Source organism: Draconibacterium sp. IB214405 (assembly GCF_033963885.1).
GTDB lineage: Bacteria > Bacteroidota > Bacteroidia > Bacteroidales > Prolixibacteraceae > Draconibacterium.
Genome location: NZ_JAXBMA010000004.1, coordinates 1,075,623 through 1,091,258 on the forward strand (window position 1 = coordinate 1,075,623; position 15,636 = coordinate 1,091,258).

The window sequence follows — 15,636 nt, forward strand, 5'->3', positions numbered from 1 at the left end:
AACTAAAAACTAATGAAAACTAAATTCAAAACATTACTATTTTCTGTTATAATGATGTTTTTTGGTAGTTGTCGTGATGAGATTGAGCCAGATCCTTTTGTTGAAATTAACGACAACAAATTTCTTAATGCACTAATAGATATTGGCATTGATACAGATAACGACAGTATTATTAGCACCGAAGAGGCTGCCGTTGTCACGATACTTGAAATTGATTATGACAGCATTACTGATTTATCTGGGATTGAAGATTTTATTAATCTGGAAATACTTTCCTGTTCACACAACCTACTCAAAGTTGTTGACTTATCGGCAAATATAGCACTGAAAAAGTTAGAAATAGAAAATAATCCTTTAGTCGCTATCAACCTTTCAGGGAATATTGCTTTAGAGGAATTTTACTGTAAGAACAACGAACTTAAGAACCTCGATTGCACTCAAAATAATCTATTAAAAACCATCGAATGCAGTGACAACTCTATCAGAACATTGCTTTTTGGTGATAATAGTGAGTTAAAAGAGATTGATTGTACAGAAAACCGATTGGAGTTAATAGAAATTTCTTCTTGCCCAAATCTTGAGAAATTAGAATGTCAGCATAACAACCTGAGTGAACTTGATTTATCGAATAATTTGTCAGTAAACTATTTAAATATAGCTTATAACATTAACTTACAACAATTGGTGATTGCCAATAATACAAATCTAGAGTATTTAAATATGACTGGCGCCCCTACACTGTCGGGGGTTGATTTTCCCAATGGTCCTCGGTTAAAATATCTGAACTGTGACAATGCCATAAATAATCTCCAACCTGCAAATTACCCACTTCTTGAAAATTTATATTGTAGTGGTTCTGGGATAGAAGAACTTGATGTATCACAAAATACACGACTAAAAGTACTATTTTTTTATTCGACTAATCTTACATCAATTGATGTAAGTAAGAACACACATTTAGTAGAATTACGTTGCGAAAACTGTAACTTTTCTTCATTAGACGTATCCAATAATCTTGAATTAGAGATACTTGATTGTATGCTAAATCAATTTACTTCAATTGACGTGTCTCAAAATGTGAATTTGAAAGCGTTATATTGCGGCTATAATCCCTTGGTTTCACTTGATATCTCCAATAATTCCGCACTAGAATCCCTTGATTGCAGGGAAACACAATTGCAAATGTTGGATATTTCAAAAAATGTCAATCTTCTTTCATTGCTTTGTTCAAACAACGACTTCAGTCAGCTTGATATTTCAGAAAACAAACTACTTCGGCTATTGTGGATGGAAAATATGTATTCGCTTGAAAAAGTCTGCGTACCAAGTTTACCATTTCCTCCTACAGACCGATATTTTGATTTACAAATGAAGAATAGCCCGAATGCATATTTTACAACTGAGTGTAATGATTAAAATAAACAATAAATACGTTTGCTAACAAATTGTAATATGGCAGGCGGGGGTATTAGCGGTCTGACACGTCAAACCTTTCGCTCACTCTCCTGCAGGTCTGACACTCCCGGGTTCATAAAGTTAATCCTGATTTTTAATAAAACATAACTAAAAGAATGAACAATCTCCCCGGCATTGTGTAGTCTACTTTAAGAGCAAAAACAAAAAGGTTGATCTACATGAAGAAGCACACCAATACACCAACGAATAAAAAGGATTTCTCCGGTAGTGCAACACATTCAATTATTCGGCTACTAAATTTTATTATCGACACGGTTATTTGGTTATGCCTGTATTTTTCGGCAGCCTATATTTTCGATCTTTATTTTGTTCGGTTTAGTTCGTATGTAATCAATTATTTATACAGCATAGCATTGGGGTTGCTCATCTATTTAGCCTACTATGCTGTATTGGAGTTTTATTTTCGCAAAACGTTGGGAAAATTTTTAACCGGAACTCAGGTTGTTCGCGGAGATGGTGGCCGGATTACTTTTTCAACAATCGTTATACGAACCCTGTCAAGATTAATCCCAATAGACATTTTAACCTATTTATTTGCAAAAAATGGCCTTCACGACAGACTGTCGAATACACAAGTAATAAAAACAAAAAGCTAACAAAAGAACACGATGAAAACATTAGTATTAGGAGCAAGCGGAGCAACAGGAAAGCTGTTGGTAGAGCAACTGTTAAGTATGGGCCACGAAGTGAAAGTAATAGTACGCCCAACCGCAACTATTATTGACACTTGGAAGAACAAAAAGAAAATATCGATAATTGAAGCCAATATCTCTGAAGTGAGTGTGGAGGAGATGAGGGATTATTTATCCGATTGCCAGTCGGTAGCTTCTTGTTTGGGTCATAACATTACCATGAAAGGCATGTTTGGAAAGCCCCGAAGATTGGTAGCCGATGCGGTTGAATTGGCTTGTAAGGCTATTGAGCAGAATGCTTCCGATACACCGGTTAAGTTTGTTTTAATGAATACCACCGGAAACAGGAACCGTGATTTAAATGAATCCATTGCCTTCGGCGAAAAACTTTTAATCGGGTTAATTCGTTTGCTGGTACCCCCACAAGTCGATAATGAAAACGCAGCGGACTTTTTAAGAGTAAACATCGGGCAAAAGCATAAACAAATTGAATGGGTAGCCGTACGACCTGATTCTCTGATTGACAACGACAAGGTAAGCGAATATGAGTTGTATGCTTCACCGATACGAAGTATCCTTTTTAGTCCGGGAAAAACCAGCCGGATTAATGTGGCTAATTTTATGTCGAGACTGATTGCCGAAAAAGATCTGTGGACAAAATGGAAAGGACAAATGCCTGTTATCTATAATAAAGAAGAATAGCAAAAGAGCCAACTCAAAATACACAGGGCGGCACCTGCTTTTTTATTCAACCAGACCTTAACAATGAATCAAAGCTCGCCGGTCTCTTCCATTCATTAAAACAGTAAGTGGTTTATTAAACTGCACGTGTTTTATAAATTCGGTTTCGCGCAGTACCTCCTGTTGTTGCAGCGCCTCCATTTTCAGCCGTGCTTTCCGCGAGTTATGCGGCACCGAAAAATAACCTACATTCATTGATGTTACATTGTGGAAGAAATGCGACCCCAGCGAAGCATCGAGCGGGAAATCGGGTAAACCCATTTCCACAATAATCTTGGCTTTTGAAATGTGTGCCCACAATACCGGAATTCCGGTATACGGATCGCGCGATCCCCAGCGTCCCGGACCAATAAGAATATACTCGCGGCCCTGCTCATCGAACCAGTCATTCAGCTTGCTGATCTCCTGCGCCATTTGTTTGGTTTTTAGTTTATCGAATTTATCCGGATCAACAAAAACCACATCGCGGATATCCTCAATTTTACCGTTGCCCATCCCCTGCTCGGCATACATAAACACCTTGTCGTCGTCTACCATTTCAATATCCACATGCACCTGCTCTTCTGTGCGGATCAATGGTTTTATCTGCAAAAGATAAAGTGTTGGTTTGCCATTTTCGGCAGGCTCCAGGTCAATTGAATATTCAATTTCAACGGGCGACCCCATGGCTTCTTTAAACAGCTTTAACAACATTTGCAGCGAGTCGGCCAGCGGCAGATGATTGTATTTTAAAATATTGGCAAAGTCAATCACTTTTGGTCCAGGTCCCTGAATTCCGGGTATCAGATCGTCGTTCTCGATAAAATAAGTGGATGCCGAATGTTCTAGCGTACCGTCTTTTTCAGCCTCTTTAATACGGTATTTTTTTATGGCTGCATCCTCTCCGTCGTTCAACAGATCAACATCAGGATTAGACAGATCGATGGCATAAAACTTTTTTTGTGTATCGCGCAGCAGGTCTTTTAATGCCGACGCATTTATTGTGGGGTATTTGGGGCAAAAACGAAAGGCATTTTCGCCGCCAACCACATACATTCCAAGTCCTACGGCAGCAACCGAAAAACCATCGTCGGGCTCCATGTAGGCAATGGGGTAATAATTATACGATTGCGCCACGCCCGAAAGTGTAGGGTAATATTTGTCGTTATACTCGTGACCGATCACTTCCTGGATGACCACTGCCATTTTCTCCTCTTCAATTTTGTAGTTCACCGCATCGAAATACGCCTGTGCCGAATCGGTAAAAATACTCGAATACACCAGTTTTATGGCCCTCTCCAATTGTTGGTAACGCACCATCAAATCGGAGTGATTATTCGGAATAAGATAGGTGGCATAAACACCGGAGAAAGGTTGCAGCAACGAATCTTCGAACAAACCGGAAGAGCGCACCGCCAGAGGCCGTTTAATCTTTTTCAGGTATTCGATCAGCCGTTTTCGGATCTTATCATCAAACTCCGATTCGATAAAATGTTTCCGTATCGCGTCGTAATCATTCAGCGAATAAATATCGTCGTACAGGTTATTGGTCTCAATAAATTTATCGAATTCCAGCGCACCAATAATTGACGTTGAAGGAATACGAATATTTATATCGGGGATGAGTTTTGAAAAGTCGATATTCTCGATAATGTTGCAGATAAAAGCGATACCTCTCCCCTTGCCTCCAAGCGATCCTTTGGCCATACGCACAATAAACCGGCTGGAAGAAAGAAACTCCGGGTCGAAGTTTACAATGGTTCCGCGCAAACGTTCGAAGCGCACCTTTTTAAAACTGTCGAGACAAAATTGTCGCAATTCTTCGGGTGTGTCAAAGTCCGACATCTGAATGGGCATTAACAACTCAGCCAGATTGATCTCTCCGCGCGCCATCAACCAGGTAGAAAATGAGTTTCGGCGACCATGGTACTCCAACGAGCCCTCGGGAATTTCCCTGAACTTTTCCTGAAACTCCACAAGGTTTTTTGCCTGAGCAATGGGCAGACCATCCAGACTTTTAAAAACAAAGTTTCCGAAACCCAAACGTCGGTACAGGAAATTAAAAATGTCCATCGACAAACTTTCGGAATTTTTATTGATAAAATCGGCACCCACTTCTTTTGCCCGTTGTGCATTCGAAATATCGTGCGATTGCAACAGTAGCGGAATAGGAAACTTTCGCGTGGTTTGTGTAAACTTCAGTAACTCGATACCGGCATCCTCATCCTCCACTCCTTTCTTTTCGAATTTTACATCAGAAATTACACACAACATGTAACGCCGGTAACTGTTTATAAACTTCACCGCCTCTTCGTAATTGTCAACCAAAATTACTTTCGGGCGGGCACGCATCCGTAAAATCTTGTGCAGTTCGTCTTTGGCATCCTCGTTCACCAGCACCTGGGTTTGTGTCATCACTGTGGTGTACAACATCGGCAAATACCGCGAATAATACTGAATACTGTCTTCCACCAGCAAAATAATCCGGACACTACCATTTTGTGTATCACGCGCCACATTGCTTTTGTCCTCGATGTATTTTATCATAGCCATAAACACATTCGAGTTGCCGTTCCACACAAAAATTCGGTCGATAAAATCGAGTTTACGTCGTTCGGTTTGGAAGAAACGTAAATCGGCATTGTTATTTACCAGCAACAACAATGGCGCTTTTGGCCGAACATTTCGAATGGCGCGGGCAGTTTCAACTGGTGTGTGTTTGTCCATTCCCGCCATCACAATTATCAGGTCGAAATCGCGATGCTGAAGGATGAGCAAAGCCTCCTCTTTTGTATGAACACTGGTAAAACGCGGTGCAGCATAGAGATTCAGTTGCAGGTATTCACCAAAAATCTTATCGCTGAACTGGCCCTCGCGCACAATGGAATACGAATCATAAAGCGTTGCCACCAGCAGCACTTCTTTTACTTTGGTAGGCATTAATTCCTGGAAAATATCGCGGTCGTTTTTACGCTTTTTGTAAATAGTGGAAAGAGATATGTTGTCGATGTCCATTGCTGTTGTTTTCTTTCAGTCTCGTTAAAGATGTTTTACTAACTCCGTCCTTTAGGGCGGAGGTTTGAATGCTGTCTGACAAGTCAGGATTTATGAAGAATTTTGTACTTTGGAAGTTACAAAATTCTTCATAAATCCGTTACGCTCTGCCTACATTATTCCCCGCCCTAAAGGACGGGGTTAAACAATCCTTTACAAAGTACAAGTTCATATTTATTTTGTTTTTGAAGTTAGGGAATTTTTGGTGTTTGAAGAATGACAGAGATAAAAATCATGAACCGAATTGGAATATAACGCGCTTAGCGGTTCTAACCGCTTAGCGCATAGGTATTCGCCGGGCACAAAAAATCCCGATCTGTCGGGTGACAAACCGGGATGTAATATTTTTTAGTCATCAGCTCATAGGTTGTTACACAAAGCGAGCTGATGCCCAGATAAGTTTAATCTAATTTATGAATCACCAAGCCTGAACGCAATTTTGGTTCGAACCAGGTTGTTTTTGGCGGCATAATATTTCCGCTGTCGGCGATGTTTATTAATTGCTGCATCGATACCGGGTTAAGCGCAAATGCTGCTTTCATTTCGCCCGAATCAACACGGCGTTTCAGTTCTGCCAAACCACGAATACCTCCTACAAAATCGATACGTTTTGATGTACGCAAATCTTTGATATCAAGGATTGGATCGAGCACCTGATTAGACAGGATCGTTACGTCCAGAATTCCAATCGGATCTGAATCGTCGTAAGTTCCTACTTTTGCTGTTAATTTATACCAGCTTCCGGCCAGATACAAACTAAATTCGTGCAACGCTGCCGGTTTAAAAATTTCAGCTCCCATGTTCTCTACATCGAAACCTTTCGAAAGCTCGGCAAGAAAATCAATTTCTGATAAACCATTCAAGTCGGTTACAACGCGGTTGTAATCGATAATCTGCAACTGGTTATCAGGGAAGTGAACAGCCATAAAATAGTTGTACTCCTCGTCTCCTGTGTGATTTGGATTCTGACCTGTTTTTTCAGCACCAATACGAGCAGCAGCTGCAGTTCGGTGGTGACCGTCGGCTACGTATGTAAAAGGAACTTTCTCTTCAAAAAGTTGCTCCAGTTTGGCATTTGTTTCTGCATCGTCGATGGTCCAGAAATGGTGACCAAAACCGTCTTCAGCAGTAAAATCGTAATCGGCAGCTTTGCTTTTTACAATGTTCTCAACAATGGCATCGATTTCTTCAACCGCTTTGTATGCAAAAAATACCGGCTCGATATTGGCATTCAAATAACGCGTTAAAACCATACGGTCTTCTTCCTTCTCCGGACGGGTAAGTTCGTGCTTTTTAATGATACCGTTTTCGTAATCGGCACAGGCAGCAGCACCTACAATTCCATACTGGGTAAGCCCGTTCATGGTTTGGGCATAAATGTAGTATTTGGCATCTGCATCGTCCTGCAGCCAGCCTTTTTCCTGAAAGGCTTTAAAATTTTCAACGGCTTTGTTGTACACCTCATCCGAGTGTATGTCTTCCACTCCGGGGCATTCAATTTCGGCTTTTGTAATACGAAGCAATGATTTTTCTTTTCCTTCAGCCATAACGGCTGCTTCTTCCGAATTCATTACATCGTAAGGAAGACATGCCAGTTCTTCAACAATTTCCTTTTGCGGACGAAGTCCTTTAAATGGTTTTATTATCGCCATTATTTTGTTTTTTAATTTATAGACAACCAGATTTTAGATTGCCAAAAATATAAATCCGGTCTCTATTTGTAACATTTATTTTAAGAAATAATTCATTGTGGAACTTTGAGTTAACGTAACATCCTGCTCTGAAAACTTAACCACAAAGTTTCACAAAGGAGGCACAAAGATTCACAAAGTGCTACCAAACAAGCTATTTATTTACTTGATGCGTTGTGTCGTCATTCTCAAAAAAGTCGACAATTTGCTGAGCAGCAGCCAATCCTGCGTTCAGGTTAGCTTCAGCGGTTTGAGCACCGGCTTTTTTAGGCGTAAAGAAAAATCTTCCGGGAAATTTCTCTTCAAATTCAGCAGCACAATCAGGCGTAAGATCCGACATGTATTTAATACCCGGTTTTTCTTCCATACAAGCTACCAAGTCAGGTTCGTTAATGACTTCTTTTCGGGCGGTGTTCACCAAAATACTACCATCTTGCAAATGCGAAAGCACTTCGGCACTTACCGATTTAATATGCTCGCCACGCGCCGGAACATGGATAGAAACGATGTCGCTTTTTTCGTACAGGTCTTCCAGCGATTTGGCAACTTTTAGTCCGATTGCAGCGGCAGCACCTTTACTGTAGCGGGTGTAAACAATTACTTTCATTCCCATGGCGCGGGCAATACGAAAAACGTTTCGGGCAACGTAACCAAACCCATGCAAGCCAAGTGTACGGCCACGCATTTCGCCACCGGGTTTTCCGGAATACATCTCACGCAAACCCATAATAGCCATGCCAATGGCTAATTCGGCAACAGCATTTGCATTTTGTCCGGGCGTGTTCATTACCACAATATTGTTGGCTGTTGCGGCTTCAAGATCAACATTGTCGTAACCGGCACCTGCGCGTACTACAATTTTCAGATTCTTACCGGCAGTTAACACTTCCTCAGTAAACTTGTCGCTGCGAATAATTGCCGCCTCGGCATCTGCAACTGCATCCAACAGCTCTTGTTTTTCGATGTACTTTTCGAGTAATTGAAGCTCGTAACCGGCTTTCTCAAAAATTTTACTGATTTTTTTTACAGCAACCGGGGCAAACGGTTTTTCTGTAGCTATTAAGATTTTCCTCATGACTCATAAAATTTAGGTTCTCCCATGGCAACTTGAAAAACCACAGGATGAAAAAAATGCAGGACAACTGCCCTGCATTTCATTTGATTATTGTTTGTTTATTTCATTTGTTCAAACTCCTGCATGGCATCAACCAAAGCCTGTATACTTTCAACAGGCATTGCATTGTAAATTGACGCCCTGAAACCACCAACCGAGCGGTGTCCTTTTATTCCCAACATACCTTTTGCGGTTGCGAAATCAAGAAACTCTTTCTCAAATTCAGCATACTCCGGAGTCATTACAAAAGTTACGTTCATTAACGAACGATCTTCTTCTGCCAACACGGTACACTGGAATAGTTTATTACGATCGATTTCATCGTACAAAACTTTTGCTTTTTCAATGTTCTTTTTCTCCATCGCTTCAATACCGCCGTTTTCTTTCAACCAAATTAAGGTTTGCAAACAAGCAAAAACCGGAAGTGTTGATGGTGTGTTAAACATCGATCCGGCGTTAATATGCGTTGTGTAATCCAACATTGTTGGAATCGGGCGCTCTACTTTTCCAAGTGCTGCATCTTTTACAATTACCAGCGTAGCTCCGGATGGGCCAAGGTTTTTCTGTGCACCGGCGTAAATCAAATCGTATTTCGATACATCGATCGGACGACTGAAAATATCAGACGACATATCGGCTACCAAAGGCACATCAACTTCCGGAGTAGGAATTTGTGTTCCGTAAATGGTATTATTCGATGTATAGTGGAAATAACTTACGTCAGAAGGTACTTCGTAACCTTTTGGAATGTAATTAAAAATGGTGTCGGCCGACGAAGCTACTTCAACAACTTCGCCAAAAAATTTGGCTTCTTTAATGGCCTTTTTCGACCATGCACCTGTATTTAAATATGCTGCTTTTTTATCCAATAAATTGTAGGGAGCCATTAAAAACTGTGTACTGGCACCACCTTGCAAGAAAAGAACCGAATAACCTTCCGGCACTTTAAGTAGTTCTTTTACCAAAGCAACAGCCTCGTCCATAACGGCAACAAATTCTTTGCTACGGTGCGAAACTTCCATTACAGAAAGTCCGGTTCCGGCAAAGTTCAAGGCAGCTTCAGCAGTTTTTTCCTTTGTAAATTCGGGCAGAATTGAAGGTCCTGCATAAAAATTGTGCTTCTTCATATATACAACAATTAAGGTGAGTAATTAAATTTTTACCTCTTAAAACACCACTATAAAGTTCGTGAATAGCGGATGTTTAGCCGATGAGAAAAATCAAGTTTATATTTATTTTATGAGTTTTAAAACACTGATTAACAACACAAAAACAGGTGACAGATATCATTTCCCCTCTCTCTTTGTCGTTAATGCTGTCGGTATCAATCTGTTATTTAAAACAAAAATATCTTATTCCACCTAACAAATCCATGTTTTGCAGGATAAAACATTTTTTCGGTGTAATATTTAAAAAGAATTTAAATAGAACGTGATAATAGAATATTGAATGAAGAATATCGATTAACGATTAAAGCAAAAAAAAGCCGCCTGTAAAAAACAAGCGGCCAAGTTTAGTTCTGATATGTTTTATTGGTTAGATAAAAGGCAGTTTTACAATTTCTGCAGGGATTACTTTGTTTCGGATTTTTACAAAAATCTCGGTTCCAAAAGCCGAGTATTCTTTTGCTACATAACCCATTCCGATTCCCTTATTTAAAACCGGCGACATGGTTCCTGAAGTTACAGTTCCAATTGTTTCGCCCTCTGAATTTACCAGTTCGTAATCGTGGCGGGGAATTCCTCTTCCGTTAAGCACAAATCCGCGCAACCTGCGGGTTACTCCCTCGTTTTTTTGCATGGTTAAAAATTCGCGGTCGATAAACTGACGACCGTTATTAAATTTTGTAATCCATCCTAAACCGGCTTCGAGTGGCGATGTTGTATCGTCGATATCGTTTCCGTAAAGGCAGTATCCCATTTCCAAACGCAAAGTATCGCGGGCAGCCAAACCAATTGGTTTGATTCCTTCTTCAACGCCGGCTTCAAAAATGGCTTTCCAAATTTGTTCGGCAACATCGTTTCTGAAATACAATTCGAAACCACCTGCTCCGGTGTATCCTGTTGCTGAGATAATCACATCTTCAACCCCGGCAAAAGTATCGGTTGTGAAGGTGTAGAATTTTATTTCCGACAGATTTACGTCAGTCAATTTTTGCAGTACCTCGGTAGCTTTTGGTCCCTGAATGGCGAGCTGGCTAATGTTATCAGAAGCATTTTCCAGTTCAGCGCCAACTTCTTCATTTTGTTGCACCACCCAGTTCCAGTCTTTTTCAATATTGGCAGCATTTACTACCAACATATATTTTTCAGGCTCGTAATAGTAAACCAGCAAATCGTCAACAATTCCACCTTTCCCGTTCGGGAAACAGCTGTATTGCGCTTGGCCAATCGTTAACATTCTTGGATCGTTCGAAGTAATTTTTGCAACCAGATCCAAAGCTTTCGGACCTTTCACCCAAAATTCTCCCATGTGCGAAACATCAAAAACGCCAACGCTCTCACGAACAGTCATGTGTTCATCTTTAATGCCGCTGTATTCTATCGGCATTTCGTACCCGGCAAATTCAACCATTTTTGCACCAAGTGCTTTGTGAATCGAATTAAATGCAGTTATTTTCATAAACTAATTTTTCAGTTTTAACGGATTTTACATGTTTCGCAAACCGTTTGTCTATCGTGTGTGATAATATTAAGCAAAACTATGTATTCAAAATCTTCACAAATATGAATTTTATCAGGAAGAGCACAAAAAGCTTTCCTGATTATTTTACTAAATTGCTGACCACAATCAGAAAATAAAATGAGCAACAATTTTAAACATATCAATCCTACTCAGATTGAGACACTTGCAGGCGGCGACCAGGAATTTGTAAAAGAAATGGCCGAAATTTTTCTTGAGCAAATCGATGAATTTGTGGCGAACATGAGTTCATTCCTCGAAGCGGAGAACTGGGAAAAACTGGCCCGCGAGGCGCATACAGCAAAATCTTCGGCTATGACATTTGGTATGGATGATACTGGAACACTGTTAAAAAATATTCAGGTGGAATGCCAGGCCGGGAACCTTGACGATGTACCAAAAATGGTAGAAGATGCTATTGCGCAACTGCAGGCTGCAATTCCGGAATTAAATCAACTTCTTAATTGAGAATCGCAAAATGTTGAACGAAACGATCGGATGGGTAGGTAATATTTTGTTTGCTATTTGCGGATTGCCGCAGGTAATAAAAACCTACCGCAGCAAAAGCGCCAACGACCTAAGTGTGCTTTTTTTGTGGATGTGGCTAACCGGCGAGCTGCTCACGTTTATTTATATTATTATTGGTGACTGGGAAACAGGAATTGCACATTTCCCGCTCTACTTTAATTACATCGTGAATATTTTTATGGCGAGCTACCTTATTTATGCCAAATATACCTACCCTAAAAAGTTTGCGCGATGATTTACGATCTGTCACATCTTTTAAATAACGACAGCCCGGTATTTCCCGGCGATGTTGACCCCGTATTTAAACAAATAGCAACCATTGAGGCCAACGGTTATAGCGAAACACGGTTTCATATTCATTCGCATTTGGGAACACACATCGACGCGCCGGCGCACATGCTAAAAAATGGCAAAACTCTGGATGAAATGGATGTCTCCGATTTTTACGGAAAGGCAATAATAATTAAGGTTGATTCGGGTAAAAAGTTAATCGAGAAGGAAATTATAGATTCGAATGAAAAAGAGCTGGAAGATACAGCGTTTGTTTTGTTTAAAACCGGATGGAGTAAATTTTGGGGCGACAAAAATTATTTCGAAGGATTTCCATGTCTTTCTGCCGATGCGTTGCAGTATTTATTACAGTTTAATCTAAAAGGGATTGGTTTTGACACGATTTCGGCCGATCCGGTAGAAAGTACCGATTACAGCAATCACTATGCGATATTCAACAAAGGCCTGATAATTATTGAAAATCTCATATTCCCGAATGAGTTGGAAGCAACAAGCGGAGAATTTTCGTGTTTCCCGCTACCTTATGAAAAAGCAGACGGCTCCCCTGTGAGAGCCGTCCTGAACTTATAACTCAGTATTTTTTAATTCCTGAAAACCAAGGCTTCATTTTCAAAGTCGATTACAATCGGCTTGGTTTTATCCACGTTACCTGCAAGAATTCGTTTCGATAATTCATTCAGCACATATTTCTGAAGTACACGTTTAACCGGACGTGCACCAAAATGAGGATCGTATCCAACCGTCGACAACCACTCGTTTGCTTTTTCAGTTAACTCAATTTTCAGATCGCTTGATGACAAACGTTTTACGATCTGCTCAAACTGTACACGAACAATTTCTGTAATCGCTTCTTTCGATAGCGGAGTAAATACAATCGTTTCGTCAATACGGTTCAAAAACTCCGGCCGGATTGTTTTTCGAAGCATTTCCAATAATTGGTTGCGCGTTTTCTCCTGTACCTGAAATTCGTTTGTATCATTCATCGTTTCGTAATTCTCCTGAATAATATGCGATCCCAGGTTCGATGTCATTATAATAATTGTATTCTTAAAGTTCACTGTCCGGCCTTTGTTATCCGTCAAACGTCCATCGTCCAGCACCTGAAGCAACACATTAAATACATCGGGGTGTGCTTTCTCGATCTCGTCGAACAACACCACAGAATACGGTTTGTGCCGCACAGCTTCTGTTAACTGGCCACCTTCATCGTAACCCACATATCCGGGAGGCGAACCGATCAAACGGGTTACCGAAAATTTCTCCTGGTATTCCGACATATCAATACGTGTGATCATGTTCTCATCATTAAACAAGTACTCTGCCAGCGCTTTTGCCAGCTCGGTTTTTCCAACTCCAGTTGTTCCGAGAAAAATGAATGATCCGATTGGCCGCTTTTCATCCTGCAAACCTGCACGGCTCCGGCGCACTGCATCCGATATCGCTACAATTGCCTCATCCTGACCAATTACACGCTTGTGCAACTCGTCTTCCATGTGCAGCAGCTTCTCGCGTTCGCTCTGCAACATTTTCGAAACCGGAATGCCTGTCCAGCGTGCTACAACTTCTGCAATATCTTCGGTGTCTACCTCTTCTTTAATCAGGTTTTCACCTTTTTTCATTTCGTCGAGTTCTGCCTGAAGTTTTTCAATTTCGGCCTCTGCTTCTTTTACTTTACCGTAGCGCAATTCTGCCACACGCCCATAATCGCCCTGACGCTCGGCCTGTTCTGCTTCAAACTTGTAGGTTTCAATTTCTTCTTTCTTTTTCTGAATGGCTTCTATCACCGATTTCTCAGATTCCCACTTGGCTCGCAAACGCGATTGTTCCTCTTTTAGATTCGAAATTTCCTCGTTCAGCGAATTCAGTTTTCGTGTATCGTTCTCACGCTTTATCGCTTCTCTTTCAATTTCCAGCTGTTTTACCCGGCGTTGAATTTCGTCAAGTTCTTCCGGTACTGAATCAATTTCCAGGCGCAGTTTTGCTGCAGCTTCATCCATTAAATCGATGGCTTTATCAGGCAAAAACCTGTCAGAAATATACCGCTGCGATAATTCAACCGAAGCAATAATAGCATCGTCTTTTATCTGTACTTTATGGTGATTCTCATATTTCTCTTTAATACCACGCAAGATCGAAATCGCACTTAGCATGTCTGGTTCATCCACGTGTACAATCTGGAAACGACGTTCCAGCGCTTTATCTTTCTCAAAATATTTTTGATACTCAGCCAGTGTTGTTGCACCAACAGCGCGCAGCTCGCCACGGGCCAATGCAGGTTTTAAAATATTGGCTGCATCCATTGCGCCTTCGCCTTTTCCTGCGCCTACCAGCGTGTGAATCTCATCAATAAACAAAATCACCTCATCATTCGATTGCACAACCTCGTTAACTACAGCTTTTAAACGCTCCTCAAATTCTCCTTTGTATTTTGCTCCGGCAACCAACGCTCCCATATCGAGCGAAAATACCTGCTTCGATTTCAGATTCTCAGGCACGTCGCCGCGTACAATTCGATGTGCTAATCCTTCGGCAATTGCAGTTTTACCTGTTCCCGGTTCTCCTAATAAAATCGGGTTGTTTTTAGTACGTCGCGAAAGTATCTGAAGAATACGGCGGATTTCATCATCACGGCCAATAACAGGATCGAGTTTACCCGAACGGGCACGTTCATTCAAATTAACAGCAAACCGGTTTAATGAATTGAATTTATCTTCCGCAGTCTGACTGTCAACTTTTGATCCTTTTCGTAATTCTTCAATAGCCAGTTTCAGTTCCTTTTTGGCAATACCATTGTCTTTCATCAATCGGCTGGTGGTATCTTTTACCTCGAGTAGTGCCAGCAAAATATGCTCAACCGAAACATATTGGTCACCCATTTCCTGCGCTAAACCAAGTGCTTTCTGCAAAGCCTGATTCGCACCGGAAGAAAGATATTGCTCCCCTCCCGAAACTTTAGGATATGATTGAATTATTTTATCAAGTGCCTGTTTGAAGATAACAGTGTTAACACCGAGTTTTTTGAGTAAAAAATCAGTTACATTCTCGGCCGAATGTAAAACTCCTCCAAGAATATGACCGGTTTCAATTGCCTGCTGGTTGTTTCCCTGGGCAACCTGAAAAGCCTGTTGAATGGCTTCCTGCGATTTTATTGTGAAATTATTAAAATTCATGGTCTTATGTATTAAAATTCGTTGTTAGCCCAAACAACTTCCAAGCCATAACCAGCTGACAGACAGAATGTCACAACAAATAAAAATACTCAGAAACAATTTCAGGAAAGTAAAATTTTGTATGAAAAAGTGGCAGGTTCAGACATAAAAAAAACAGAGACAATCAACATCATCTCTGTTTCCTAACCTAACCAAATCTATTCTATGAAAAAAAACACTTAAACTATTCAAATTCTATACTGCAAAGATAAAGTGGATTTTAGTTAACTCGTTGAAAC

At 40.7% G+C, this 15,636-nt stretch carries 12 protein-coding genes; 6 read left to right on the top strand and 6 right to left on the bottom strand.

What is annotated here, in order from left to right; all coding sequences use genetic code 11:
* Positions 1 to 12: 12 nt before the first annotated feature.
* The 3 genes from SLH46_RS17000 to SLH46_RS17010 all read left to right on the top strand — a co-directional run bounded on the left by SLH46_RS17000 (position 13) and on the right by SLH46_RS17010 (position 2,810).
* On the top strand, positions 13 to 1,416 hold the full coding sequence (locus SLH46_RS17000; RefSeq protein ID WP_320282406.1) for a hypothetical protein: 1,404 nt from the start codon (positions 13 to 15) through the stop codon (positions 1,414 to 1,416).
* Between the two features lie 218 nt (positions 1,417 to 1,634).
* On the top strand, positions 1,635 to 2,072 hold the full coding sequence (locus SLH46_RS17005) for an RDD family protein (RefSeq protein WP_320282407.1): 438 nt from the start codon (positions 1,635 to 1,637) through the stop codon (positions 2,070 to 2,072).
* A gap of 12 nt (positions 2,073 to 2,084) precedes the next feature.
* On the top strand, positions 2,085 to 2,810 hold the full coding sequence (locus SLH46_RS17010) for an NAD(P)H-binding protein (RefSeq protein WP_320282408.1): 726 nt from the start codon (positions 2,085 to 2,087) through the stop codon (positions 2,808 to 2,810).
* 57 nt (positions 2,811 to 2,867) lie between these two features.
* On the opposite strand, the gene SLH46_RS17015 is transcribed toward SLH46_RS17010, so the two are convergent.
* The 5 genes from SLH46_RS17015 to gcvT form a co-directional block, all read right to left on the bottom strand.
* A complete protein-coding gene (locus SLH46_RS17015) occupies positions 2,868 to 5,843 on the bottom strand; it encodes a PEP/pyruvate-binding domain-containing protein (RefSeq protein WP_320282409.1) in 2,976 nt (991 codons plus the stop codon).
* Between the two features lie 440 nt (positions 5,844 to 6,283).
* A complete protein-coding gene (locus SLH46_RS17020) occupies positions 6,284 to 7,534 on the bottom strand; it encodes a DUF1015 domain-containing protein (RefSeq protein ID WP_320282410.1) in 1,251 nt (416 codons plus the stop codon).
* Positions 7,535 to 7,727: 193 nt separating this feature from the next.
* The gene (locus SLH46_RS17025; RefSeq protein ID WP_320282411.1) at positions 7,728 to 8,648 is read right to left on the bottom strand and encodes an NAD(P)-dependent oxidoreductase; all 921 of its coding nucleotides are present in this window, start codon (positions 8,646 to 8,648) and stop codon (positions 7,728 to 7,730) included.
* A 98-nt stretch (positions 8,649 to 8,746) separates the two neighbouring features.
* The gene (gene serC / locus SLH46_RS17030; RefSeq protein WP_320282412.1) at positions 8,747 to 9,814 is read right to left on the bottom strand and encodes a 3-phosphoserine/phosphohydroxythreonine transaminase; all 1,068 of its coding nucleotides are present in this window, start codon (positions 9,812 to 9,814) and stop codon (positions 8,747 to 8,749) included.
* A 409-nt stretch (positions 9,815 to 10,223) separates the two neighbouring features.
* Positions 10,224 to 11,309 carry a glycine cleavage system aminomethyltransferase GcvT gene (gcvT, locus tag SLH46_RS17035; RefSeq protein WP_320282413.1) on the bottom strand — a complete coding sequence of 362 codons (1,086 nt, stop codon included), beginning with the start codon at positions 11,307 to 11,309 and terminating at the stop codon, positions 10,224 to 10,226.
* 180 nt (positions 11,310 to 11,489) lie between these two features.
* Here gcvT and SLH46_RS17040 point away from each other — a divergent pair, with 180 nt between their 5' ends.
* From SLH46_RS17040 to SLH46_RS17050, 3 genes are read left to right on the top strand one after another with little or no spacing between them, the layout of a single operon-like run.
* Positions 11,490 to 11,837 carry an Hpt domain-containing protein gene (locus SLH46_RS17040; RefSeq protein WP_320282414.1) on the top strand — a complete coding sequence of 116 codons (348 nt, stop codon included), beginning with the start codon at positions 11,490 to 11,492 and terminating at the stop codon, positions 11,835 to 11,837.
* Between the two features lie 10 nt (positions 11,838 to 11,847).
* A complete protein-coding gene (locus SLH46_RS17045) occupies positions 11,848 to 12,132 on the top strand; it encodes a PQ-loop repeat-containing protein (protein ID WP_320282415.1) in 285 nt (94 codons plus the stop codon).
* Entirely contained in the window at positions 12,129 to 12,758 is a 630-nt protein-coding gene (locus tag SLH46_RS17050; protein WP_320282416.1) for a cyclase family protein, read from the top strand. The genes SLH46_RS17045 and SLH46_RS17050 overlap by 4 nt, the downstream gene beginning before the upstream one ends.
* An 11-nt stretch (positions 12,759 to 12,769) precedes the next feature.
* On the opposite strand, the gene clpB is transcribed toward SLH46_RS17050, so the two are convergent.
* Complete coding sequence (clpB, locus tag SLH46_RS17055; protein ID WP_320282417.1) at positions 12,770 to 15,358, bottom strand: ATP-dependent chaperone ClpB; 2,589 nt, start codon at positions 15,356 to 15,358, stop codon at positions 12,770 to 12,772.
* Positions 15,359 to 15,636: the final 278 nt, after the last annotated feature.